Source organism: Streptomyces sp. NPDC047917 (assembly GCF_043204345.1).
Classification (GTDB): Bacteria; Actinomycetota; Actinomycetes; order Streptomycetales; family Streptomycetaceae; genus Streptomyces; species Streptomyces sanglieri.
The window spans coordinates 1-23,501 of record NZ_JBIDCA010000009.1 but is presented as its reverse complement, the minus strand read 5'-3'; the positions used below and the strand labels follow the sequence as shown (position 1 = coordinate 23,501).

Below are 23,501 nucleotides of genomic sequence, written 5' to 3'. Positions count from 1 at the left end.
CCGTGGCAGGACGATTCGCCCCCCGCAGCGCCCCTCGCGCAGCCGTCCCGCACCAGGCGGCGGCTCCGGCGGCGGACGCGCTGACCCGTGAGTGGACCCCGCCCGGCCCCTTCGATCTGCGCCTGGTCGTCGGCCCGCTGCGCCGCGGCCCCGCCGACCCCACCTTCCGGATGACCGGGGACGGCACGGCCTGGCGGACCAGCCGCACGCCGGCGGGCCCCGGCACCCTCCGCCTCACAGCCCGGGGCGGCCGGATCGAGGCGACGGCCTGGGGCCCCGGCGCACCATGGCTGCTGGACCGGCTCCCGACACTGCTCGGCGCGACGGACGACCCGGACGCCTTCCACCCGCGCCACCGCCTGCTCGCCCTGACCCGGCACCACCGCCCCGGACTGCGGCTGCTGCGCACCGGGCTGGTCATGGAGTCGCTGATCCCGTCGATCCTGGAACAGAAGGTCACCACCGACGAGGCATACCGCGCCTGGCGGCTGCTGGTCCGGAAGCACGGCATCCCGGCACCCGGCCCCACGGACCACGCCGCGTTCACCGCGCTGGGCCTGCACGTCATGCCGGACACCCGCACCTGGTCCCTGATCCCGTCCTGGGAATGGCACCGCGCGGGCGTCGACGCCAAACGCTCGGGCACGATCCTGCGCGCGGTACGTGTGGCCCGCCGCATGGAGGAGGCGGCGGCCATGGAGCTGCCGCAGGCCATGGCCCGCCTGGAGCTGATCCCAGGCATCGGCCCCTGGACCTCCGCCGAGACGCTCCAGCGCTCGAACGGGGCCGCGGACGCGGTCACGGTCGGCGATTTCCACCTCCCCGGCATCGTCGGCCACGCCCTGGCGGGCAACAGGGACGCCGACGACGAGGAGATGCTGGCGCTGCTCGCCCCCTACGAGGGCCAGCGGCACCGGGCGACCCGCCTCATCCTGCTGTCGGGCCACACCCCGGCCCGCCGGGCCCCGCGCATGACCCCCGGCGACATCGCCCGTCTGTAGGGCCCCGCCCGGACGGCACACGGAGGGCCGGACGGCACAACCCACGCGCGGAAGCCGGAGCGACCCACGGAGACCCGGCCCGTACACGAGAGTCCGGCCCCCGACCCCGGCCCCTGATCTCGGCCTCTACCTCCGACCCCGGCCCGTGCACGGGAAGTCCGGCCCCCGACCTGGCCTCAGCGCACCTCGATGAACCCCTCGGCGTCCCGCCCCGTACGCGCCGCGGGCTCGACCGCCGCGCGCCCCACCGCCACCGCACCCAGCGGATCCCATGTCCCCGGCAGGTCCAGCACCTCCCGCACCACATCACGGCAGAACATCGTCGAGGACACCCACGCCGAGCCGAGCTGCTCGCCCGCCAGCGCCACCAGGAAGTTCTGGACACCGGCTCCGGCGGCGACCACGAACATCTCGCGCTCCGCGGTGTCCCGCCGCTCGTCCCCGTACGTGTGGGAGCCGTCCATCACCAGACACGGCACCACCAGATACGGCGCCCGGCGCAGCACATCGCCCCGCCGCACCCGCTTGTCGATCGACTCCTCGCTCTTCCCGTCCCGGCGCAGATCCGCGGTCCACGCGTCCCGCATCGCATCGAGCAGCCGGGTCCGCGACTCCTCGGACTCCAGCAGGACGAACCGCCACGGCGTCGTGTGATGCGGCGCGGGCGCCGTCACCGCCGCGGCCACGGCCCGCCGCACCGCCCCCGGGTCCACCGGTTCGTCGGTGAACTCGCGGACCGTACGCCGCAGCGTCACCGCTTCCCGTACCGCCTCCGACGTACCGAGCCGGAACATGTCGTCGGCCGCGACCCGCACCATCGCGCGGGCACCCTCGGCGCCTGTGGCGTCCAGGACATGGCCGAGCCCCCGCACGACCGCGACCGGCAGCCCCTCCACCTTGCCCTTGACCAGATCACCGGCCGAGGCCAGCTCGTCGGCGGTGGCGACCACGGTGGCGCTCAGCGGATTGCCGTACGAGTCGGTGCCGCCGCGCAGATCGTCCAGCACCCGGATCCCGGCCGCCCCGATCGCCACATCGGTCAGCCCGTTGCGCCACGGGCGCCCGAAGGTGTCCGTGACGACGACCCCGACCTCGACGCCGAGCGTGTCCCGCAGCCCGTCGCGGATCGCCCGCGCCGAGGCGTCGGAGTCCTCGGGCAGCAACAGCACCGTCCCGGCCGGGGTGTTGGAGGCGTCGACCCCGGCCGCGGCCAGGACCAGGCCCTGCCGGTTCTCGACGATCCGCAGGGGGCCGCGGCGCGCCACCACCCGTACCGTCTCGGCGTCTATCGCCGCCTCGCGGTCGGTGGCCTCGACGATCCGGCCCTCCGCCTTGGAGACGATCTTCGAGGTGATCAGCAGGACGTCACCGTCGACCAGACCCGGCCCGGTGGCGGCGATCAGCTTCGCCAGGTCGTCCCCGGGCCGCACCTCGGGCATCCCGGGCAGCGCCCAGACCCGGTACGAGGGCGCCTCGCCGGCGCTCACGCCCGCACCTCCCCGGCCAGCGCCAGGGCCTGGCGGGCCATCTCGGCCGTCGCGTCGACATCGGTCATCATCAGCGGCACGGCCCGGCAGCGGATGCCCGCGGCCTCCACCTCACCGACCGCCCCGGCGTCCACCGTGTCGACGAGCCATCCGTCGAGCAGCCCGGAGCCGTAGTGCGTGGCCACGGCCGCGGCCGTCGACTCGACGCCCACCGCGGCGAGCACCTTGTCCGCCATGCCGCGCACGGGCGCGTCACCGACGATGGGGGAGAGGCCGACGACCGGCACCCCGGCCTCCGCGATGGCCTCCCGGATCCCGGGCACGGCGAGGATCGTCCCCACCGACACGACGGGGTTGGACGGCGGGAAGAGGATCACGTCCGCCTCGGCGATGGCCTCCAGCACCCCCGGAGCCGGCTTGGCCTGCTCGGCGCCGACCGGCACGATCGCCTGTGCCTCGACCGAGGCACGCAGCTTCACCCAGTACTCCTGGAAGTGGATCGCCCGGCGCTCGCCGTCCATGTCGACGGCGACATGTGTCTCGACGCGGTCGTCGGACATCGGCAGCAGCCGGACCCCCGGCTTCCAACGCGCGCAGAGCGCCTCGGTGACCGCGCTGAGCGGATAGCCCGCGCCCAGCATCTGCGTGCGGACGATGTGCGTCGCGAAGTCGCGGTCGCCGAGCCCGAACCACTCCGGCCCCACGCCGTACGCCGCGAGCTCCTCCTTGACGTGGAAGCTCTCGTCCGTACGCCCCCAGCCCTGCTCCTCGTCGATGCCACCGCCGAGGGTGTACATCACCGTGTCGAGGTCGGGGCAGACCTTCAGCCCGAACAGATGGATGTCGTCACCGGTGTTGCCGATCACCGTGATGTCCGCGTCGGGCGCGGCCTGCTTGAGGCCACGCAGAAAACGAGCACCACCGATACCGCCGGCCAGAACCACAATGCGCATGCACAGCAGTTTGTCAGGCGGGTACGACATCCACGGCCGCCGGGGCGCACTGCGCCGCGTGCATCGGCATCTCGGTCAGTCCCGGGTAGTAGATGTGCAGGCTGACCGCCGGTTCGAGGGAGTCGTTGACCACTTCGTGCACATAACCGGGCGCGAAGACCCGCTGCGCGCCGGAGCGCAGCGCCCGGGTGGCGCGCTCGGTGCGCTCGGTCAGCCGGCCTTCCAGGACGGTCAGCACGCCGGAGGACAGGCCGTGGTCGTGGAGCCCGCTGCCCTGGCCGGGCACCCAGCTCAGCAGCCAGACCTCGTATCCGGGTCCGGTGCGCAGCCGGTGGTACCAGCGGGTGGTGGTGTCGTACCGGACGAGCGGCTCCCACTGCGCGCGGTCGGCGGCGATGGTGCGGGCGAGCCCGACGAACTCGGAGACGGTGGCGGGGTGCTCGCGGGCGGGCTGGAGGAGGTGCTGGACTTCGAGGATGTCGCCGGCGATCTGGAGGTCGCTGTTGCTGTTCATGGATGAGGTGGTTCCTCGGCATGGGGGGTGCGTGTGCGGGGTCACGGAGACCGGAGAGCCTCGGCCGCGAGGAGGGAAGAAGCAGGGTGGAAAACCTGCGGAAACGCTGCGGAGAGGTCCTGCGGGAGGAGCTGGATCAGAGCCGGCGCCCTGGGGGCATCAACAGCTGTGACAGCTGGAACAGCAACAGCGGGCCTGGACAGCGGTGCGGAACCCACGGACGTGGGTGGCGTACATCGCGGCAGTCGCTGGCATGCATTAAAGGAGACCGGCTCGATCCTGCGCTGTCAACCCGATGCCCGATTTGGTGGCAATGTTTCACCTCATCCGGTTACCGGGGGCGAAGAAAGGTTTATGCAGCCGTCGCGCCGGAGATGTGGCGCATCAATCGCGCCCTCAAACGCCGTTGGGGCGTCGTGACCCGAATGTGATCTTGGTCGCTTCAGTGATCGAATCGCAACATCGGGGCGATCCCGGTCGTCTCACTCGGTGAGAAGCGGGGGCAAGGTGAGACCCGAGGCATATGTCAGGTTTTTGGTGATTTGCACACTTTCCGCATACGCTTGGTTCCGCAGGGTGAATACCGGGGCCGATAGCAGATCTTCGCTTGACTGGCCTGGAGCTACACACTTGTAATTTCACTCGTGTCGTTCGGCCGCAATCAGTAACGGCCGCATCACGGGACGCAAGAGACAGACGAGGGGCGCACATGACCGAGCTGTTCCAGCAACTGCTGGTCGAGGACGCGGACGAGGAACTCGGCTGGCAGGAGCGCGCACTGTGCGCCCAGACCGATCCCGAGTCCTTCTTCCCCGAGAAGGGCGGATCCACCCGCGAGGCCAAGAAGGTCTGTCTCGCCTGTGAGGTCCGGTCCGAATGCCTTGAATATGCCCTTTCCAACGACGAGCGCTTCGGCATCTGGGGCGGCCTCTCGGAGCGTGAACGGCGCCGGCTGAAGAAGGCCGCCATCTGAAGCGGCCCGCCGCTTGAAGCGCGCCGCAGTTCGAAGTGGTCCGCAGTCCGGAGCAGACCGCAGTCCGGAGCGGACCGCCGCTCGGAGCGGACCGTAGCTCGCAGCGGACCGCAGTTCGAAGCGGGCCGCAGTCCGGAGCGGACCGTCCGAAGCAGGCCGTCCGAATGAGGGCCACCGCCCGCCGCGGAACACCGCGACCGCGGAACACCGCGACCGCGGAACACCGCGACCGCGGAACGCCTTCCCGCAGCAATATCCGGAACACCCCGAGCATCCGGAGACCCCGGAACCCCCGGACCGTCCGGCCCTCCTGACAACCGAACATCCGGATCACGACCGACCACGACCGACCACGGCCCGCCGCCTGTACCCGGCCCGCAGACGACGGGCCGTCGCCGTGCCCGCCGCGGCTCCACCCCCGCCCGGCCACCTCCCCGTTCGAGCGCTCGGCGCCATCGCGGTTATCCGTACCGTTAGTGTGGGGCCCCGTCCGAGACGCGCCAACGCCCCGACGGGGCGCGCGCGTACACCGATGCAGCCCCCGGGGTGACGCCCCCCGGACCCGGCCGGAGGGCCCGTACCTCGATGTCCGTGCACAGCCAATCGGCGGCGCCGTACGCGGCCGCCGCCACCCCAGAGTTCCCCCGGCACGTCGTCACCGCCGTGCTCGTCACCCATGACGGCGCACGCTGGCTGCCCGACGCGCTCGCCGGGCTGCTCGGGCAGGAACGCCCCGTACAGAACATGGTCGCCGCCGACACCGGCAGCGCCGACGACTCCGCGCGACTGGTCACCGAGGCGCTCGGCGCCGAACGGGTCCTGCACCTCGCGCGCCGTACGAGCTTCGGCACCGCCGTCGACGAGGCGACCCGCACGGCCGGCGTCCTCACCCCCGAGGACCTGCCGTACCTGAAGCGCCCCAGCAGCTGGGACCCCGTCAGCAGGAGCTGGCGCGACGACGCCTACGACCTGCCCGAACTGCCGCACGGCGAACCGGTGCAGTGGCTCTGGCTGCTCCACGACGACTGCGCGCCCGAACCCGACGCGCTCGCCGAACTGCTGCGCGTCGTCGACGCCGACCCGCACGCGGCCATCGTCGGCCCCAAGCTCCGCGGCTGGTACGACCGCAAGCAGCTGCTCGAAGTCGGCGTCTCCATCGCCAACAGCGGACGCCGCTGGACCGGACTCGACCGGCGCGAACAGGACCAGGGCCAGCACGACCAGGTCCGTACCGTGCTCTCCGTCTCCACCGCCGGCATGCTGATCCGCCGTGACGTCTGGGAGGAGCTCGGCGGGTTCGACCGCAGGCTCCCCCTGATGCGTGACGACGTCGACCTGTGCTGGCGCGCGCACACCGCGGGGCACCGGGTGCTCGTCGCCCCCGACGCCGTTCTCAGGCACGCCGAGGCATCCGCCCGCGAGCGCCGCCCCATCGACTGCGCGGGGCGCTCCGCCCGCCCGTCGCCCGACCGCCACCCCTCATCGACGCGCTTCGCGCGACGCGGTGCTTCCCCGCACCGCGTCGACAAGGCCGGCGCCGTCTACACGATGCTGGTCAACGCCCGCGCCAAGGCGCTGCCCTGGGTGATGCTCCGGCTGGTCGTCGGCACCCTGCTGCGCACCCTCGCCTATCTCGTCGGCAAGGTGCCCGGCCAGGCACTCGACGAGGTCGCCGGATTCTTCGGAACCCTGCTGCGGCCCGGCCGGATCCTCGCGGCCCGGCGCAGCCGCGGCAAGGGTGTGGTGGACCAGACCGAACTGCGCGGACTCTTCCCGCCGCCCGGCGCCACCGTCCGCGCCACCGTGGACCAGGTCGCCGGGAACTTCGGCAGCTCCGAAGCCGACTCGGGCGGCTCCCGGCACGGTGCCGTGGAGTCCGGCCCCGGCGGCGACGACGCCGACTTCCTGGAGATCGAGCAGTTCGCACGGCTCAAGCGGATCGGCCGCAAGCCGGGCCCGGTGCTCTTCGCCGTGCTGCTCCTTGTCTCGCTCGTCGCCTGCCGCGGCCTCCTCGGCGGCGGGGCACTGGCCGGCGGCGCGCTGCTGCCCGCACCCGCCGACGTCTCCGACCTGTGGAGCAAGTACGCGGACGGCTGGCACACGGTCGGCACCGGCGGCACGCAGACCGCGCCGCCCTACCTCGCCGTGCTCTCGGCGCTGTCCGCACTGTTCCTCGGCTCGACCGGCTTCGCGCTCACGCTCCTGCTGGTCTGCTCGGTCCCGCTCGCCGGACTCACCGCCTACTTCGTCTCCCGGCCGCTGCTGGAATCGAGGCTGCTGCGGGCCTGGGCGAGCGTCGCGTACGCCTTCCTGCCCGCCGCGACCGGCGCCCTGGCGACCGGCCGCCTCGGCACCGCCGTACTGGCCGTGCTGCTCCCGCTGATCGCCCGCGCCGCGGTCTCCGCGCACGGTATGCGCGCCGCCGGTGACGCCCGCGGCAGCTGGCGCGCCACCTGGGCGTACACCCTGCTCCTCACCTTCGCGATGGCGTTCACGCCGATCGTGTGGCCGCTCGCCGTGGTCCTCGGCATCGGCGTGCTGGCCCTGCGCCGCGACGACATCGCCGCGTACGGGCTGCGCTTCCTCGCCGCGATCGGCACCCCGCTGCTCGTCCTCGCGCCCTGGTCGCTCTCGCTCCTCACCAGCCCGTCCGGCTTCCTGAAGGAGGCGGGCCTGGACATGGGTACGGGCACGGCCTCCGCGCTGGACCTGCTCGGCATCAGCCCCGGCGGCGCCAAGGCCGCGGGCGGGGTGCTGCTGCTCGGCATCGTGCTGGCCGCGCTGGCCGCGCTGCTGCGCGGGGAACGGCAGTTCGCGGTACGCACCGCGTGGGCCGTCGCGATCGTGGCACTGTTCTTCGCCGCGCTCGCCAACGGCTCGGGCTGGGCCGGTCCGGCCACCCTCGTCTACGGCATCGCGCTGATCGCCGCCGCGCTGGTGGGCGCGGACGGTGCCCGGATCCGCGTCGCCGAGCTCAGCTTCGGCTGGCGGCAGCCGGTCGCCGCGCTGATCGCCCTCGCCGCGGGCCTCGCCCCGGCGCTGGCCGCCGTGAGCTGGATGATCGGCGGTGCGGCGGGCCCGTTGGAGCGCCGGGACCCGGTGCAGGTGCCCGCGTTCGTGGCGGAGGAGAGCACCACCCGCGACCAGCCCCGCACCCTGGTCCTCGGCGGCACCTCGCCGGCCGACGTCTCGTACAGCCTGGTACGCGGCTCCGGCGCGCGGCTCGGCGACGCCGAACTGACCGAGGCGGGCGGCAGCAACAGCCACCTCGACAAGGTCGTCGCCAACCTGGTCGCGGGCTCCGGAGCCGACCAGGGCAGCCAGCTCAGCGGCTTCGCGATCCGTTACGTACTGGTCCGCGACGGCGCCCCGAAGCAGATGAGCCGGGTCCTCGACGCGACCCCGGGGCTCAGCCGACTGAGCCAGCTCGACGGCAGCGCGCTGTGGCGGGTCGACCGCCAGGTCGCCCGGGTCATGATCATGCCGTCCGGCACCGGCGGGGAACCGCTGCCCGTCGGTTCCCTCCCGGTCGAGGCACACAGCGAGGTCCCGGCGGGCGGCTCCGGCCGTGTGCTGCGGATCGCGGACGCCGCCGATCCCGGCTGGCAGGCCACGCTCGACGGCCGGCCGCTGACCCGCAAGACCGTCGACGGCTGGGCCCAGGGCTTCGAACTCCCCGCCGAGGGCGGCACGCTGGACCTCACGTACGACACCCCGTTCACCCACACCGCCTGGATCTGGGCGCAGTCGGCGCTGGCCGTCGTCCTGCTGGTCCTCGCGCTGCCCGGCCGGCGCCGGGAGATCGACGACGACCTTCCCGAGGAGACCGTGCCGGTCACCGTCGAGCCGGTCGCCGGCGAGGGCCGCCGGGCCCGCAGGCTGCGTGCGGCCGCCCAGGCGGAGGCCGAGGCGGGCGCGGAGGCCGAACAGGCGGAGGAGGCACCGGAGGCGCAGGGGCAGTACATCCCGTCGCAGCAGACGGAGGAGTACGACCCCGGCCAGCAGATCCCGGACCAGCAGATCCCGGACCAGCACATCCCGGACCAGCGGATCCCGGACCAGCAGATCCCCGAGCAACAGCCGCACCGGACCGATGACGACCCGGCCGCTTACGCCCCGCAGGTCGACGACGGTCAGTACGCGGCGGCACCGCAGCAGCAGTACGGCGATTGGGACGGCCAGCAGTTCCAGGGCACCGGCTACCAGCAGTATCAGGACGGCCAGTTCCAGGACGGCCAGTTCCAGGACGGCCAGTATCAGCAAGGCCAGTACCAGGGGGAGCAGTACCAGGACGGCCAGTACGGCACGCAGCAGAACCACCTCGCCGCCGACCCGTACCAGCAGAACGCCTACGACCCGTACGGCTACGCCCAGCAGCAGTACGACCCCCAGGCCCAGGCCCAGCAGCAGTACGACCCCCAGGCACAGGCACAGGCGCCGTACGACCCCCAGGCCCAGTACGGGCAGCAGGCCCAGTACGACCCGCAGAACCCCGACGAGAACCCTGCCCCGGGCCAGAACCCGTGGCCGACCGGTAACGCATCGCGAGGCGAGTCCGAGTGAAGTCCTCCAGCCTGTCCCTCATCGCGGGCGCCGTCGCCCTCGCCGCAGTCACCGGATTCGCCGCGCTCACCGCGCCCGGCGACACGGCCACGGCGGAGGCGAAGACCGCCGCACGGATGCCGGTGGAACGGTCCAGCCTGCTCTGCCCGGCCCCGGGTCTCTCGGAACTCGCGGAGACGACCTACACCTCCTTCACCCCGGCGGGCGGCGGCAGCGGCGGCGGCGAGGCCGGTGCGGCCGAACTGCAGAAGGCCACCGCCACCACGGCCGACGACGGGAAGAAGGACGACAAGGACGAGAAGGGCAAGAAGAAGGACGACAAGGGGAAGAAGGCGGATCCCGGAAAGCCGGTGGTCTCGCTCAAGGAGCCCGGCAAACCGGTCATCGCCGAGGAGTCCGGCGCCGACACCCCCGCCCTGGTCGGCACCGCCACCGGCCGGCTGGCCCCCGGCTGGACCACCCAGCAGACCACCATGGTCGAGGCCGGCAACGCGCGCGGCCTGCTCGGCGTCAGCTGCACCGGCCCCGACACCGACTTCTGGTTCCCGGCCGCGAGCACATCGAAGTCCCGCGAGGACTACGTACACCTGACCAACCCGGACGACACCGCGGCCGTCGCCGACATCGAGCTGTACGGACCCGACGGTTCGCTCAAGTCGGACGTCGGCGAGGGCATCACGGTGCCGGCCCGGTCCGGCGTCCCGGTCCTGATCTCCACGCTCACCAGCGAGGTCACCGACGACGTGACCGTCCATGTCACCACCCGTACCGGCCGCGTCGGCGCGGTCATCAGGACCGCGGACGAGAAGACCGGCAGCGACTGGCTGACCGCCTCCACCACCCCGACGGGCACCCTGGTGCTCCCCGGCATCCCCGCGGACGCCACCTCGGTCCGTCTCGTGGCCTTCGCACCGGGCGACGCCGACGCCGACCTGACGGTGAAACTCATGGGCAAGACCGGCTCGTTCTCGCCGGTCGGACAGGACCAGCTCCACGTCAAGTCCCGGATGACCGCGGGCGTCGACCTGAAGGCCCTCACCAAGGGCGAGGCCGGTTCCCTGCTGCTGACCCCGGCCAAGGGCAAGAAGGACACCCCGGTGGTCGCCGCACTGCGCGTGGTCCGGGGCACCGGCGACAAGCAGGAGGTCGGCTACATCCCGGCGACCGGCCCGGTGGGCGCGCGGGCGACCGTGGCCGACAACCGGGACAAGGGCTCGATCCTCTCGCTCGCCGCGCCGGGGGCCACCGCCACGGTGAAGGTCACCGCGTCGGCGGGCAGTGGGGGCGGCGAACAGACCGTCAAGAAGTACACGGTCAAGGGCGGTACGACGCTGGCGGTCACCCCGCCCGTACCGTCCGGGCTCAAGGGCGGCTACGCCCTGACGGTCGAGACGGAGTCGGGCGGCCCGGTCCACGCCTCGCGCATGCTCACCGTCACGCAGGGCGGCATCCAGATGTTCACCGTGCAGACCCTGTCGGACGACAAGGGAACGGTCGAGGTGCCCGCGGCCGAACAGGATCTGTCGGTCCTGGACGACTGAGCGGTCCGAGAGGCCACGGAACGGGCGGGACCGGGACACCGGCCCCGCCCGTACGCCTGCGCCCCGCCGCCGTTACTCCTGCGCCTTGCCGCCGCTGCTCCTGCGGCCCGCCCCCGGGCCACGGAACGGGCGGGGACCGGAACACCGGCCCCCGCCCGTACGTCTGCGCCTCGCCGCCGCTGCTCCTGCGGCCCGCCGCCGCTACTCCTGTCCGTACCGGGGGTCCACGGACTCCGGGGCGAGCCCGAGCAGCTCCGCGACCTGCTCCACCACGACCTCGTGCACCAGCAGGGCGCGCTCGTCGCGGTTCTTGGTACGGATCTCGACCGGCCGCCGGTAGACCACGATCTGCGCGGGTTGGCCCTTCTCGGCGGAGACCGCCCGCCCCAGCGGAACGGTCTCCTCCTGCGTACCCGGCACGTCGAGGACCACGAAGTCGACATCGGCCAGCTGCGGCCAGCGCCGCTCCAGCCGCTCCACCGAGTCCTGCACGAGATCACGGAAGTTCTCCGCCCGGCTGGCCGAGAGCGGCACCTGGGGCGGGGCGACGGGCCCCCGCATGCCGCGGCCATGACGGTCACGACGGCGTGGGCGCGGCTCGGACGGGTGCGGCGGTACGGGGCTGTCCATCACTGACGCAGGGTAACCCTCGGCAGGGCGGACGGACCGCCGCTCCCCGACAAGGCACCGGCATGTCCAATCCTGAACAATCCGGCCAACCAGGGGCACGTTTCAGGCCCCGCTCCTGACCGTTGATCTCCTGCTGTATGACAGCTTTTGTGCCGAGTGGTGACCGGAATCATTGCCGGTACGACCCGGTTTTCTCCGTCCTCCCGCAGGTCAGACGGACTGTCCGGAACCCGTTCGTACCGGCAAGCACAAGGCGACACGGTGGGGTGAGCCGGGGGAGAGTCGTCGCAGCCCGCTCAAGAGTGCGGTACCGTCCATCATCGTGAGCCCTGTACGTCGCTGTTCGCGCACCGCGTGCGGCCGCCCTGCCGTCGCGACACTGACGTACGTCTATGCCGACTCGACTGCGGTCCTCGGCCCGCTCGCCACCTACGCCGAGCCCCACTGCTACGACCTCTGCGCCGAGCACAGTGAGCGGCTGACGGCCCCACGCGGCTGGGAGGTCGTACGGCTCTCCGACCCCTCCGCCCCCACCCGTCCCAGCGGTGACGATCTCGAAGCGCTCGCCAACGCCGTACGGGAAGCGGCGCGGCCGCAGGACCGCGGCACGGACGGCCGGGGCAGCGGTCCGCACGCGGCCGACCCGATGGAGGTCGCCCGCCGCGGCCATCTGCGGGTGCTGCGCTCTCCGGACTCCTGAGCTCCGCGTACGCCCCCGCCCGGCGGCTCGCCCGAGCCGCCGCCGGGTAGTTTGGGCGGTCCGAAGAAATTTCAGGAGGACCGGCCGTGGCTGCTGATCTGTCGCAGATCGTGAAGGCGTACGACGTGCGCGGAGTGGTGCCCGACCAGTGGGACGAATCCCTGGCCGAGCAGTTCGGGGCGGCGTTCGTCGAGGTGACGGACGCGGACGCGATCGTGATCGGTCACGACATGCGGCCCTCCTCACCCGCCCTCTCCGGGGCCTTCGCACGCGGAGCCGCGGCACGCGGCGCGGACGTCACGCTCATCGGCCTCTGCTCCACCGACCAGCTGTACTTCGCCTCGGGCAGCCTGGGCCTGCCCGGTGCGATGTTCACCGCGTCGCACAACCCGGCGCAGTACAACGGCATCAAGCTCTGCCGGGCGGGCGCCGCACCCGTGGGCCAGGACACCGGGCTCCTGGAGATCCGCGCCCTGGTCGAGAAGTGGTCCGGGACCGGCGCCCCGCAGCCGGTCGCCGCGCCCGGCACCGTCACCCGGCGCGACACCCTCACCGACTACGCGGCCCACCTGCTGTCCCTGGTCGACGTCACCTCGATCCGCCCGCTGAAGGTCGTCGTCGACGCGGGCAACGGCATGGGCGGCCACACCGTCCCCACCGTCTTCGCGGATCTGCCCGTCGACCTCGTACCGATGTACTTCGAACTCGACGGCACCTTCCCCAACCACGAGGCCAACCCCCTCGACCCGAAGAATCTCGTCGACCTCCAGGCCCGGGTAGTGGCCGAGGGCGCCGATCTCGGTCTCGCCTTCGACGGCGACGCGGACCGCTGCTTCGTCGTCGACGAGCGGGGCGAGGGCATCTCGCCGTCCGCGATCACCGCCCTGGTCGCCGCCCGGGAACTCGCCCGCAACGGCGGCGAGGGCACCGTCATCCACAACCTGATCACGTCCCTGTCGGTCCCCGAGGTCGTCCGCGAGAACGGCGGCACCCCGGTCCGCACCCGTGTGGGCCACTCCTTCATCAAGGCGGAGATGGCCGAGCACGGCGCGATCTTCGGCGGCGAACACTCCGCGCACTACTACTTCCGCGACTTCTGGAACGCCGACACGGGCATGCTGGCCGCACTTCACGTGCTGGCCGCGCTGGGTGGCGGCCGGGCACCCCTGTCCGAACTGGTCGCCCGGTACGACCGCTACGCCGGCTCCGGCGAGATCAACTCCACCGTCGCCGACCAGAAGGCCCGCACGGAGGCGGTACGAGCATCCTTCGAAACCCGCCCCGGAGTCACGACCGACGACCTGGACGGCCTGACGGTCACAACCTCCGACTGGTGGTTCAACCTCCGGGCCTCCAACACGGAACCCCTGCTGCGCCTGAACGTGGAAGCCCGCGACGAACAGACGATGGCGTCCGTACGCGACGAGGTCCTGACCATGATCCGCACACCGGACACATCGAACTAGCCGAACACCACTTCCGGCACCACCACTTCGGCACCACCACTTCCGGCACCACCACTTCCGGGCTCGCGCCGACGACGGGTGGGCTTGTGGGTAATGGTTCTGTTTCTGGGCCGGGCTTCGGCCGGGCTGCGCCTCCGGCCGGGCTGCGGGTACCGGCTCCGCTTCTGCCCCCGGTGGCTCTGCGTACGGCTCGTCCGGCAACATCTCCAGCCCGTGCGGCGTTTGAGGATCGGGTGCCTCTGGGGGCGGGCCCCAAGAGGCACCCGGGTTCGTCCTCAGCCCGCTCAGTGCCATATTCGGAGGCGTCTCAGAACCCCGGGTTCGCTCTCAGCCGTCGTCCAGGCACCGGCTGCCCGCCGCCCTTTCCAGCCCCTCCGGCGCTTGAGGAGCGGGGTCCGGCGCAGCGCCCCGGTTACGGGAAGGGGCGGGTAGGGGAACAGCCCGCCGCAGGCACCCCCGCACCCACCGCCCCACCACTCCCACCGCCTCCACCCTCACCACCGGGCCCCCCGGGCCCACCCCGCCCCCCGGCGGTAGGCTGACGTCGCCTGATCCGTAGCCTGAAGGGACCCACCCCATGCCGCTCGAAGCCGGCCTCCTGGAGATCCTCGCCTGCCCGGCCTGTCACTCCCCGCTCGAAGACCGGTCGGCGGCCGACACCCCCGAACTGGTCTGCACGGGCAAGGACTGCGCCCTGGCCTACCCGGTACGGGACGGCATCCCCGTCCTCCTCGTCGACGAGGCCCGCCGCCCCGCGTAAGGGCGCACGGCGCAAGGCCGGCCGCCCGCGTAAGGGCGCACGGCGCAACGCCCGCCGCCCCACGTAGCGGCGCACGGGGACGCCCACCGCCCCGCGCAACGGCGCACAGCGCAAACGCCCACCGCCCCGCACCCCGCACGGTGATCGGAGGACCGTCCCCATGCTCGACGAGTCGCTGCTCGACGCCCCGGAAGCCCTGGCCCGAGCCGACCGCCGCGGCCTGCTCCGCGGTGCCGCCGAGGCCGGGGCCCGGGTCCGTACCGCCGCCCGGCACGCCGCCGAGGCCGGCATCGGCGAACTGAACCCGGAGGGCCGCCCCCGCGCCGTACTGGTCGCCGGCTCCGGCACCGCCGCATCCGGCGTCGCCGACCTGATCACCGCCCTGGCCGGCGCCTCCGCACCGGTCACCCGCATCCACCCCACCGGGGTCGCTCCCGCCGCGGGCGCGATGCGCTGGACCCTGCCCGGCTGGGCCGGCTCCGTCGACCTGCTGCTGATCGTCACGGCCGACGGCTCCGAGCCGGGCCTCGCCCTCCTCGCCGAGCAGGCGTACCGCCGAGGCTGCAGCGTCGTCGCCGTCACTCCCCACCAGTCACCGCTGCGCGAGGCGATCGACGGGGCGCACGGACTCGTCGTACCGATGGCCTCCGCCCCGCACGGCGAGTACGACGCCGAGACATCGGCCGCAGGACCCGGCACGCTCTGGGCCCTGTTCACCCCGCTGCTCGCCCTGCTCGACCGGGTCGGCCTGCTCACCGCCTCCGCCGAGGCACTCCAGAGCGTCGCCGACCGCCTGGACCGCACCGCGGAACGCTGCGGTCCGGCCATCGCCACGTACAGCAACCCGGCCAAGACCCTCGCGGCCGAACTCGCCGACAGCCTGCCCCTGATCTGGACCGAGGGCGAAGCCGCCGCCCCCGTCGGCCGCAGATTCGCCGCCGTCCTGGCCGAACTCTCCGGCCGCCCGGCCCTCGCCGCCGAACTCCCCGAAGCACTCCCCGCCCACGGCACGCTGCTGGCGGGCACCTTCGCCGCCGGGGCCGACCCCGACGACTTCTTCCGCGACCGGGTCGACGAGCCGGAGCCGCTGCACGCCCGCGTCGTACTGCTCCGCGATCGCCCCACCGGTGGCCTGAGCGCGGCCCCCGCCGCCCGCGAACTGGCGCTCGGCCACGAGACGGCGATCAGCGAACTCGAACCGGACGAGGGCACCGAGCTCGAAGCCCTCGCCGAACTGCTCGCGGTCACCGACTTCGCCGCCGTCTACCTGGCCCTGGCGTCCGCGACCGGCGCCTGACCAGAGGCCCCGCCACCAGAGCCCGGAGCCAGAACACCGCCCCACGGCATCCCGAACCAGAGCACCGCCCCGCACCAGAGCACCGCACCCCCGATCCACGCACCTCACAAGGACGAACACCATGGACCGGCTCTCCAACACCGTGCGCCCTTACGCCTGGGGCTCCACCACCGCGATCCCCGAACTGCTCGGCATCGCCCCCACCGGCGAACCCCAGGCCGAGATGTGGATGGGCGCCCACCCAGGCGCCCCCTCGCTCCTCACCCGCGTAACCAGCCCCAGCGCCGGCCCCGGCACAAACACCGACCCGGCCCGCACCCCCGGCGACCACACCCCCGAACAACCCCTCACCGACGTGATCGCCGCCGACCCCGAGCGCGAACTGGGCAGGGCCGTCGTCGAGAAGTTCGGCCCCCGCCTCCCCTTCCTCCTCAAACTGCTCGCCGCCGGCGCCCCGCTCTCCCTCCAGGTCCACCCCGACCTCGCACAGGCCGAGCGGGGCTACGCGGACGAGGAACGCCGGTCCGTCCCGATCGACGCGCCCCACCGCACGTACAAGGACGCCAACCACAAGCCCGAGCTGATCTGCGCGCTCACCCCCTTCGCCGGCCTGTGCGGTTTCCGCCGGCCCACCGAGGCGGCCGAGGCGATGGCGGCGCTCGGCGTCGACTCCCTCAAGCCGTACGTCGACCTGCTCGGCGCCCACCCCGAAGAGGCCGCCCTGCGTGAGGTCCTCACCGCGATCCTCGGCGCCGACCCCGCGGAGATGGCCGAAACGGTGAACCTGGCCGCGGCCGCCGCCGAACGCCTCGGCGGCGCCCACGCCCCGTACGCCCGGATCGCCCACCACTTCCCCGGCGACCGCGGCGTCATCGCGGCGATGCTGCTGAACTACGTGGAACTCCAGCCCGGCGAGGCCCTGTTCCTCGGCGCGGGAGTCCCGCACGCCTACCTCGACGGCCTCGGCGTGGAGATCATGGCCAACTCGGACAACGTGCTGCGCTGCGGACTCACGCCCAAGCACATCGACGTACCCGAACTCCTCCGCATCGTCCGCTTCGAGGCGACCGATCCCGGCGTCCTGCGCCCCGAGGCATCGCCGACCGGCGAGGAACTGTACGAGACGCCCGTGGACGAATTCCGGCTCTCCCGCTTCGACCTCTCGCCCGGCGCCGCCCCCGTCGACCTGACCAGGGACACCCCGCAGATCCTGCTCTGCACCGGGGGAGCCCCGAAGGCCGGCGAACTCGACCTCGCCCCCGGCGCCTCCGTGTTCGTACCATCCGGCGAAAAGGTCGAAGTGTCCGGTACGGGCACCCTGTTCCGCGCCACAGTGGTGGTCTGACGTACCGTCCGCACCAGCGACTGCAACAATGTCCGGCCGTACCGCGGCGCCAGGGCCGCAGCACCGAAGAAGGGACACCAGGCACCCATGAGTGCGTCAGGCGGAACCAAGGCGATCGTGGCGGCACTCGGCGCCAACCTCGCGATCGCAGTGGCCAAATTCGTGGCGTTCCTGTTCAGTGGCTCGTCGTCGATGCTCGCGGAGAGCGTCCACTCGATCGCCGACTCGGGCAACCAGGGCCTGCTGCTGCTCGGCGGCAAGAAGGCCCAGCGCGAAGCCACCCCCCAGCACCCCTTCGGCTACGGCCGCGAGCGCTACATCTACGCGTTCCTCGTCTCCATCGTCCTCTTCTCGGTCGGTGGCATGTTCGCGGTCTACGAGGGCTACGAGAAGATCAAGCACCCGCACGAGATCGAGGCCTGGTACTGGCCGGTCGGCGTGCTGATCTTCGCGATCATCGCCGAGGGCTTCTCCTTCCGCACGGCCATCAAGGAGTCCAACCAGACCCGCGGTTCGCTGTCCTGGAGGGAGTTCGTCCGCCGGGCGAAGGCCCCCGAGCTCCCCGTCGTCCTGCTGGAGGACCTCGGCGCGCTGATCGGTCTGGTGCTCGCCCTCGGGGGTGTCGGGCTGGCACTCGGGACCGGCAACGGCGTCTGGGACGGCATCGGAACCCTCTGCATTGGCACCCTGCTGATCATCATCGCGATCGTGCTCGCGGCCGAGACGAAGTCGCTCCTGCTCGGCGAGGCCGCCGGCACCGACCAGGTCGAGAAGATCAAGGCCGCCGTCGTCGACGGCGACACGGTCACCGGCGTCATCCACATGCGTACGCTCCACCTCGGCCCGGAAGAACTGCTCGTCGCCGCCAAGATCGCCGTGCAGCACGACGACACGGCCACCGAGGTCGCCAACGCCATCAACGCCGCCGAGAGCCGGATCCGCGAGGCGGTCCCGATCGCCCGGGTCATCTACCTGGAACCGGACATCTACAACGAGGCGGCCGCCGCAGCGGGCACCAACCCCGGAAAGACCCCGGGCGGCGCCCCAGCCAAGACCTCGGGCGACACCCCCGAGGGCCCCGGGGACGAAACCCCGGACACCTTGAAGAAGTCCGGTCACTGACCCGGAAGCCCGCACCACCCGGCCGCCTCACCCGCTCCACCTCATCCTGGCCTTATCCGGCCACCTCCCCTCCCTCCACCTTCCACCTGTCCATTCGCCCTCCGGTCCGGTCACACGCCGGCCCCGGCATCCCACCAGCCGCCCCTGACGTCCCTCCGTCCCTCCCGATCCGGCCTCCCACTCGCTCCCGGTACGCCTTCCCGGACACTTCCCCCCTGGGCGGACTGGGAGCGACTGGGCCGATCGGTGTAGATTCGACGGCAGTGTCAGACGTCGCTGCTGATGGCGGTCGATCGGTCCGCGCGAGCGGACCGGCCGAGGGAGAGAGGGCCTCCGACGGACTGCGCTGCGAGCGCCCGGGCATTCGTGTGCCCGCCGCCGCAGAGCCATCCGTGCCCCACCTCGACCCATCTACGAGGAGCAGCCCGTTATGACGACGGTCGCCAATCGACAGGACTTCAAGGTCGCCGACCTCTCCCTCGCGACGTTCGGCCGCAAGGAGATCACCCTCGCCGAGCACGAGATGCCCGGCCTGATGTCGATCCGCAAGGAGTACGCCGCAACGCAGCCGCTGGCCGGCGCCCGTATCACCGGCTCGCTGCACATGACCGTGCAGACGGCCGTGCTGATCGAGACCCTGGTCGCCCTCGGCGCCGAGGTCCGCTGGGCCTCCTGCAACATCTTCTCCACCCAGGACCACGCCGCCGCGGCGATCGCCGTCGGCCCGAACGGCACGCCGGAAGCCCCCGCGGGCATCCCGGTCTTCGCCTGGAAGGGCGAGACGCTGGAGGAGTACTGGTGGTGCACGGAGCAGGCCCTGACCTGGCCGAACACCCCCACCGGCGGCCCGAACATGATCCTCGACGACGGTGGTGACGCCACCCTCCTCGTCCACAAGGGCGTCGAGTTCGAGAAGGCCGGCGCCGCCCCGGACCCGTCGACCGCGGACAGCGAGGAGTACGCCCACATCCTCACCCTGCTGAACCGCACCCTCGGCGAGGCCCCGCAGAAGTGGACCCAGCTGGCGTCCGAGATCCGCGGTGTCACCGAGGAGACCACGACCGGTGTGCACCGGCTGTACGAGATGCACCGCGACGGCACCCTCCTCTTCCCGGCGATCAACGTCAACGACGCCGTCACCAAGTCCAAGTTCGACAACAAGTACGGCTGCCGCCACTCGTTGATCGACGGCATCAACCGCGCCACGGACGTCCTGATCGGCGGCAAGACCGCCGTCGTCTGCGGCTACGGCGACGTGGGCAAGGGCTGCGCGGAGTCCCTGCGCGGCCAGGGCGCCCGGGTCATCGTCACGGAGATCGACCCGATCTGCGCCCTGCAGGCGGCGATGGACGGCTACCAGGTCGCCACGCTCGACGACGTCGTCGGCCAGGCCGACATCTTCGTCACCACGACGGGCAACAAGGACATCATCATGGCCGCCGACATGGCCAAGATGAAGCACCAGGCCATCGTCGGGAACATCGGCCACTTCGACAACGAGATCGACATGGCCGGCCTGGCGCAGATCGACGGCATCGTCAAGGACGAGGTCAAGCCGCAGGTCCACACCTGGACGTTCCCCGACGGCAAGGTCCTCATCGTGCTGTCCGAGGGCCGTCTGCTGAACCTGGGCAACGCCACCGGCCACCCCTCGTTCGTCATGTCCAACTCGTTCGCGGACCAGACCCTGGCCCAGATCGAGCTGTTCACCAAGCCCGAGGAGTACCCGACCGACGTCTACGTGTTGCCCAAGCACCTGGACGAGAAGGTCGCCCGTCTCCACCTCGACGCGCTCGGCGTGAGGCTCACGACGCTCCGCCCCGAGCAGGCCGCGTACATCGGTGTCGAGGTCGACGGCCCGTTCAAGCCCGACCACTACCGCTACTGATCCCGACCGTCGGCGACCGCCCACATCGCCACCGGTCAGTGACGACCGGCGGCCGCCGACAGACGGAACAGCTCCAGTAGCAGCAGTACCAGCAGCAGCGGAAGCAGCAGTACCAGCAGCGAGCGCAGGCCCCCGCACCCCCGTGTCGGGGGCCTGCCCCGTACAGCGTCGCCCGCTCAGCCCGAGGAACCCCGAAGGACCCCATGCCCCGCGGCCGATATTCGCTCCACGATCTTCACGATCACACCCCCCTCGGCGAAGAACACTTCCAATGCGCACCAGGCCCCTCAGGCTGGCGCTACCTCTCCCGCACCACCGCTCCTTCCGGCGACCACCTCGGATCCGTCGACCTCACCCTCGACGAACTGGGCCGACCCATCCGTCTCGAACTCCACGCCGCGAGCTGGCAGGTCCGCGGCGCCGCCCTCGAAGGCGTCACCTGGGTCCGTACCGACCCGACCGGAACGCATGCCACCGAAGGCAATGTGCGCGCCCACGCCTTCACCGGCACTTCCCCCGCGTTCCTCGTCGCGACCGCACGACTGCTGCGCCTCACCCCCGATTCCCCCGCGACCCGCGTCCGCCTGGTCGCCTTCACGGACCCGGTCCTCGCCCCCCGTACCGTCGACCAGTCCTGGGCCCTGGTGAACAGTGAAGCGCACACCACTGACAACGGCCCTCTGATCGTGGACGAGTACCAGGTCAGCGCACTGGACACCGGTGAACAGCACACCGTCCACATCGCCGGCGACGTGGTTGTCTCGGCCCCCGGCATCGAGCTCGAAGACCTGGAATCCCCGCCCTCGTCGCTCTAGGCAGGCGGCGCGAACCCCGTGGCGGCAGGCGGCACCCGATTCGCCTCATCCCCCACAGCCGGCACAGCCACCCCAGCCGAAGCCCCACCCAGCGGAGCCCCACTCACTGGAGCGCCACCCACCACAACGCCACTCCCCGGCCGACCCGCCCGCCCATCACCACCACCAAGCCCGTCACCACCACGCCCATCACCACCACCATCGCGACCACCACGTCCATCACGTGCCGCCGAGTCCTGAGCGGCGACGAACAACCGTCGCGCATCCCGCGCCTGCCGCTCGTTCACCACCGCTGCCAGATACGCCCCGGCCGGCACCCCCTCGGGCACCGGCACTCCGGTCCGTTCCGCCAGTTCCCCGGCCAGCCGGTCCGCCATCGACCACCCCACCTGCGCATCGAGCTGATGCATACGGGTCAGGTACTGCCGAACCGCCAGCCACAGGGACTCCGGCACCGCCGACAGATCCAGCCCCGCGAACCGCCCGACGAGCCACGGCGGCGGAGGCGGCACGGCAGCTGCCCGCCCCGCGGGCACCCGCTCCCGCACGACGAGCGTCCCCGCGAACACATCACCGAGCCGCCGCCCCCGCGCCGACACCAGCGAGGCGATACACGCGACAACCCCGAACGTCATCAGGATCTCCACGACCCCGATTGCCCCACGTACCAGCGCATGCCGGAACCGGATGGGCCCCCCGTCGTCCCGCACCACCCGCAGCCCGCACGCCAGCTTCCCCAGCGAACGCCCGTGGCTCAGCGTCTCCACCGCGATGGGCCCACCCACCAGCACCAGCAGGAACGCCGCCACGGACACCGCCGCGAGCGCCGCGTCGTCGAGCGACGCCGTCGCGATGGCCAGCCCGATCGACACCAGGACGAACGCCGCCCCCACCACGGCAAGATCGATGGCCAGTGCCAGCGCCCGGCTCGGCAATTTCGCCGGCCGCAGCCCCAGCACGACCGCGTCCCCGGTCACCAGCTCACTCATCGCCGCCCCACCCTTCGCCGACCATCCCTGCCCCTCGGGGCCTCAGTCTGCCAAGCTGACCGGCAGCGCGCCGCCGTAGTACGAACCCGTACGCACCCATGCCTGGAGCAGCAGCCGACCATGGATCTCGATGTCTTCGTGACCGCCCACCGCGCAGAGTGGGACCGCCTGGACCATCTCCTGCACCGGGGGCGCCGGCTCACCGGCACGGAAGCCGACGAACTCGTCGAGCTGTACCAGCGCACGGCCACCCATCTCTCGCTCCTCCAGTCCAGCACTCCGGACCCGATGCTCACGGCACGCCTCACCCAGCTCGTGGCCCGTGCCCGATCCGTGGTCACCGGCACCCGCCGAGCCTCCTGGCGCGACGCCGCCCGCTTCCTCACGGCCGGATTCCCCGCCGCCGTCTACCGCTCCAGGCGCTGGTGGATACCCACCGCGGTCCTCTCGACATTGCTGGCCGCAGTCATCGGCTGGTGGATCGGCGCGCATCCGGAGGTCCAGTCGGCCATAGCGGCTCCGGAGGACCTCCGCCGCATGACCAGCCCGGGCGGGGAGTACGAGACGTACTACTCCAGCCACCCGGCCGCATCGTTCGCCGCCCAGGTATGGACGAACAACGCCCAGGCCGCAGCCATGTGCCTGGTCCTGGGGGCGTTCCTCTGCGTCCCGGTGATCTGGATCCTCTTCATCAACGTGCTCAACCTCGGTGTCGGCATCGGCCTGATGTCCTCGGCAGGCCGGCTCGACACCTTCCTCGGGCTGATCCTCCCGCACGGCCTGCTCGAACTCACCGCCGTCTTCGTCGCCGCGGGTACGGGCCTGCGCCTCGGCTGGACGGTCATCGACCCCGGCCCGACGAGCCGACGCTCGGCCCTCGCCCAGCAGGGCCGGGCCGCGATCGGCATGGCCATCGGCCTCGCCCTGGTCCTGTTCGTCTCCGGCCTGATCGAAGGCTTCGTCACGCCCTCCGGCCTCCCGACCTGGGGGCGCATCACCATCGGCATCGTGGCCGAGACGGCCTTCCTCTCCTACGTCTACATCCTGGGCGGCCGAGCAGCACGAGCGGGGGACGGCGGCGACGTCGACCCCACGGAACGAAGCGCCGAACTCCCGGTGGCCGCCTGATGTGCGGACGACCCCGCTGACCTGCTAGTCTCCTCCTCGCCCCAAAAAGCCATTGACATGGCTGGCACGGGGAGGTAGATTTTAACGGTTGCCTCGGACTGGACAGGTCCGGGCCCAGCAGTTAGTCTCTACTTCGCTCTCGTCGGGATTGGAATTCCCGCGGAGCCATTGATTCCCTCACTTCGGATCGCGAAGCCGATTTTTCGGCCGAATCTTTCTGATAAAGTCGAATCAGCCGAAAGGCAAGGCCACTCCAAAGGCCACCGGAATTCAAATTCGGACCGGAAACGGAACGAAAAAGAGTCTGGTAAGGTTGGAACCGCCGGAAA

At 71.8% G+C, this 23,501-nt stretch carries 18 protein-coding genes; 13 read left to right on the top strand and 5 right to left on the bottom strand.

Annotated features, from left to right (window positions below; all coding sequences use genetic code 11):
* Nucleotides 1-2: 2 nt before the first annotated feature.
* Nucleotides 3-1,001, top strand: coding sequence for a DNA-3-methyladenine glycosylase family protein (locus ACGF8B_RS22110; protein ID WP_392741080.1), 999 nt, complete (start codon nucleotides 3-5; stop codon nucleotides 999-1,001).
* A gap of 176 nt (nucleotides 1,002-1,177) precedes the next feature.
* On the opposite strand, the gene ACGF8B_RS22105 is transcribed toward ACGF8B_RS22110, so the two are convergent.
* From ACGF8B_RS22105 to ACGF8B_RS22095, 3 genes are read right to left on the bottom strand one after another with little or no spacing between them, the layout of a single operon-like run.
* On the bottom strand, nucleotides 1,178-2,488 hold the full coding sequence (locus ACGF8B_RS22105; protein ID WP_392741078.1) for a coenzyme F420-0:L-glutamate ligase: 1,311 nt from the start codon (nucleotides 2,486-2,488) through the stop codon (nucleotides 1,178-1,180).
* On the bottom strand, nucleotides 2,485-3,441 hold the full coding sequence (gene cofD / locus ACGF8B_RS22100; RefSeq protein WP_317867074.1) for a 2-phospho-L-lactate transferase: 957 nt from the start codon (nucleotides 3,439-3,441) through the stop codon (nucleotides 2,485-2,487). The genes ACGF8B_RS22105 and cofD overlap by 4 nt, the downstream gene beginning before the upstream one ends.
* A 13-nt stretch (nucleotides 3,442-3,454) precedes the next feature.
* Nucleotides 3,455-3,955, bottom strand: a complete 501-nt coding sequence (locus ACGF8B_RS22095; protein ID WP_392741075.1) for a cysteine dioxygenase — start codon at nucleotides 3,953-3,955, stop codon at nucleotides 3,455-3,457.
* A 709-nt stretch (nucleotides 3,956-4,664) separates the two neighbouring features.
* On the opposite strand from ACGF8B_RS22095, the gene ACGF8B_RS22090 reads away from it, so the two are divergent.
* The 3 genes from ACGF8B_RS22090 to ACGF8B_RS22080 all read left to right on the top strand — a co-directional run bounded on the left by ACGF8B_RS22090 (nucleotide 4,665) and on the right by ACGF8B_RS22080 (nucleotide 11,032).
* Entirely contained in the window at nucleotides 4,665-4,928 is a 264-nt protein-coding gene (locus ACGF8B_RS22090; RefSeq protein WP_003968728.1) for a WhiB family transcriptional regulator, read from the top strand.
* A gap of 585 nt (nucleotides 4,929-5,513) precedes the next feature.
* Nucleotides 5,514-9,491, top strand: coding sequence for a glycosyltransferase (locus tag ACGF8B_RS22085; protein ID WP_392741072.1), 3,978 nt, complete (start codon nucleotides 5,514-5,516; stop codon nucleotides 9,489-9,491).
* Nucleotides 9,488-11,032: a DUF5719 family protein gene (locus tag ACGF8B_RS22080; protein ID WP_392741069.1), complete on the top strand. Its 1,545-nt coding sequence runs from the start codon at nucleotides 9,488-9,490 to the stop codon at nucleotides 11,030-11,032. Before ACGF8B_RS22085 ends, ACGF8B_RS22080 begins: the two co-directional genes overlap by 4 nt.
* A 201-nt stretch (nucleotides 11,033-11,233) precedes the next feature.
* Here ACGF8B_RS22080 and ACGF8B_RS22075 read toward each other — a convergent pair whose 3' ends face one another.
* Entirely contained in the window at nucleotides 11,234-11,662 is a 429-nt protein-coding gene (locus tag ACGF8B_RS22075; RefSeq protein ID WP_392741066.1) for a metallopeptidase family protein, read from the bottom strand.
* 322 nt (nucleotides 11,663-11,984) lie between these two features.
* On the opposite strand from ACGF8B_RS22075, the gene ACGF8B_RS22070 reads away from it, so the two are divergent.
* The 8 genes from ACGF8B_RS22070 to ACGF8B_RS22035 all read left to right on the top strand — a co-directional run bounded on the left by ACGF8B_RS22070 (nucleotide 11,985) and on the right by ACGF8B_RS22035 (nucleotide 21,055).
* On the top strand, nucleotides 11,985-12,362 hold the full coding sequence (locus ACGF8B_RS22070) for a DUF3499 domain-containing protein (RefSeq protein ID WP_206433804.1): 378 nt from the start codon (nucleotides 11,985-11,987) through the stop codon (nucleotides 12,360-12,362).
* 86 nt (nucleotides 12,363-12,448) lie between these two features.
* Complete coding sequence (locus ACGF8B_RS22065) at nucleotides 12,449-13,828, top strand: phosphomannomutase/phosphoglucomutase (protein ID WP_392741061.1); 1,380 nt, start codon at nucleotides 12,449-12,451, stop codon at nucleotides 13,826-13,828.
* Nucleotides 13,829-14,405: 577 nt separating this feature from the next.
* A complete protein-coding gene (locus ACGF8B_RS22060) occupies nucleotides 14,406-14,588 on the top strand; it encodes a Trm112 family protein (protein ID WP_342284866.1) in 183 nt (60 codons plus the stop codon).
* Nucleotides 14,589-14,748: 160 nt separating this feature from the next.
* Nucleotides 14,749-15,885, top strand: a complete 1,137-nt coding sequence (locus ACGF8B_RS22055) for an SIS domain-containing protein (protein WP_392741058.1) — start codon at nucleotides 14,749-14,751, stop codon at nucleotides 15,883-15,885.
* A 121-nt stretch (nucleotides 15,886-16,006) separates the two neighbouring features.
* Nucleotides 16,007-17,230, top strand: a complete 1,224-nt coding sequence (manA, locus tag ACGF8B_RS22050; RefSeq protein ID WP_392741056.1) for a mannose-6-phosphate isomerase, class I — start codon at nucleotides 16,007-16,009, stop codon at nucleotides 17,228-17,230.
* A gap of 87 nt (nucleotides 17,231-17,317) precedes the next feature.
* On the top strand, nucleotides 17,318-18,352 hold the full coding sequence (locus tag ACGF8B_RS22045; RefSeq protein WP_392741053.1) for a cation diffusion facilitator family transporter: 1,035 nt from the start codon (nucleotides 17,318-17,320) through the stop codon (nucleotides 18,350-18,352).
* A gap of 430 nt (nucleotides 18,353-18,782) precedes the next feature.
* A complete protein-coding gene (ahcY, locus tag ACGF8B_RS22040; RefSeq protein ID WP_392741050.1) occupies nucleotides 18,783-20,240 on the top strand; it encodes an adenosylhomocysteinase in 1,458 nt (485 codons plus the stop codon).
* 203 nt (nucleotides 20,241-20,443) lie between these two features.
* The gene (locus ACGF8B_RS22035) at nucleotides 20,444-21,055 is read left to right on the top strand and encodes a hypothetical protein (protein ID WP_124722994.1); all 612 of its coding nucleotides are present in this window, start codon (nucleotides 20,444-20,446) and stop codon (nucleotides 21,053-21,055) included.
* Here ACGF8B_RS22035 and ACGF8B_RS22030 read toward each other — a convergent pair.
* Nucleotides 21,052-22,044: an RDD family protein gene (locus ACGF8B_RS22030; RefSeq protein WP_392741047.1), complete on the bottom strand. Its 993-nt coding sequence runs from the start codon at nucleotides 22,042-22,044 to the stop codon at nucleotides 21,052-21,054. The two genes, ACGF8B_RS22035 and ACGF8B_RS22030, sit on opposite strands and share 4 nt — an antisense overlap.
* A gap of 120 nt (nucleotides 22,045-22,164) precedes the next feature.
* On the opposite strand from ACGF8B_RS22030, the gene ACGF8B_RS22025 reads away from it, so the two are divergent.
* Nucleotides 22,165-23,172, top strand: coding sequence for a stage II sporulation protein M (locus ACGF8B_RS22025; protein WP_392741045.1), 1,008 nt, complete (start codon nucleotides 22,165-22,167; stop codon nucleotides 23,170-23,172).
* The last annotated feature ends 329 nt before the right edge of the window (nucleotides 23,173-23,501 follow it).

Excerpts from the sequence above, each read along its gene's own strand:
- ACGF8B_RS22090 (WP_003968728.1), top strand. The coding sequence starts at position 4,665 with ATGACCGAGCTGTTCCAGCAACTGCTGGTCGAGGACGCGGACGAGGAA.
- cofD (WP_317867074.1), bottom strand. The coding sequence starts at position 3,441 with ATGCGCATTGTGGTTCTGGCCGGCGGTATCGGTGGTGCTCGTTTTCTG.
- ACGF8B_RS22060 (WP_342284866.1), top strand. The coding sequence starts at position 14,406 with ATGCCGCTCGAAGCCGGCCTCCTGGAGATCCTCGCCTGCCCGGCCTGT.
- ahcY (WP_392741050.1), top strand. The coding sequence starts at position 18,783 with ATGACGACGGTCGCCAATCGACAGGACTTCAAGGTCGCCGACCTCTCC.
- ACGF8B_RS22045 (WP_392741053.1), top strand. The coding sequence starts at position 17,318 with ATGAGTGCGTCAGGCGGAACCAAGGCGATCGTGGCGGCACTCGGCGCC.
- ACGF8B_RS22055 (WP_392741058.1), top strand. The coding sequence starts at position 14,749 with ATGCTCGACGAGTCGCTGCTCGACGCCCCGGAAGCCCTGGCCCGAGCC.
- ACGF8B_RS22075 (WP_392741066.1), bottom strand. The coding sequence starts at position 11,662 with ATGGACAGCCCCGTACCGCCGCACCCGTCCGAGCCGCGCCCACGCCGT.
- ACGF8B_RS22030 (WP_392741047.1), bottom strand. The coding sequence starts at position 22,044 with ATGAGTGAGCTGGTGACCGGGGACGCGGTCGTGCTGGGGCTGCGGCCG.
- ACGF8B_RS22025 (WP_392741045.1), top strand. The coding sequence starts at position 22,165 with ATGGATCTCGATGTCTTCGTGACCGCCCACCGCGCAGAGTGGGACCGC.
- ACGF8B_RS22085 (WP_392741072.1), top strand. The coding sequence starts at position 5,514 with ATGTCCGTGCACAGCCAATCGGCGGCGCCGTACGCGGCCGCCGCCACC.
- ACGF8B_RS22095 (WP_392741075.1), bottom strand. The coding sequence starts at position 3,955 with ATGAACAGCAACAGCGACCTCCAGATCGCCGGCGACATCCTCGAAGTC.
- ACGF8B_RS22035 (WP_124722994.1), top strand. The coding sequence starts at position 20,444 with ATGCCCCGCGGCCGATATTCGCTCCACGATCTTCACGATCACACCCCC.
- manA (WP_392741056.1), top strand. The coding sequence starts at position 16,007 with ATGGACCGGCTCTCCAACACCGTGCGCCCTTACGCCTGGGGCTCCACC.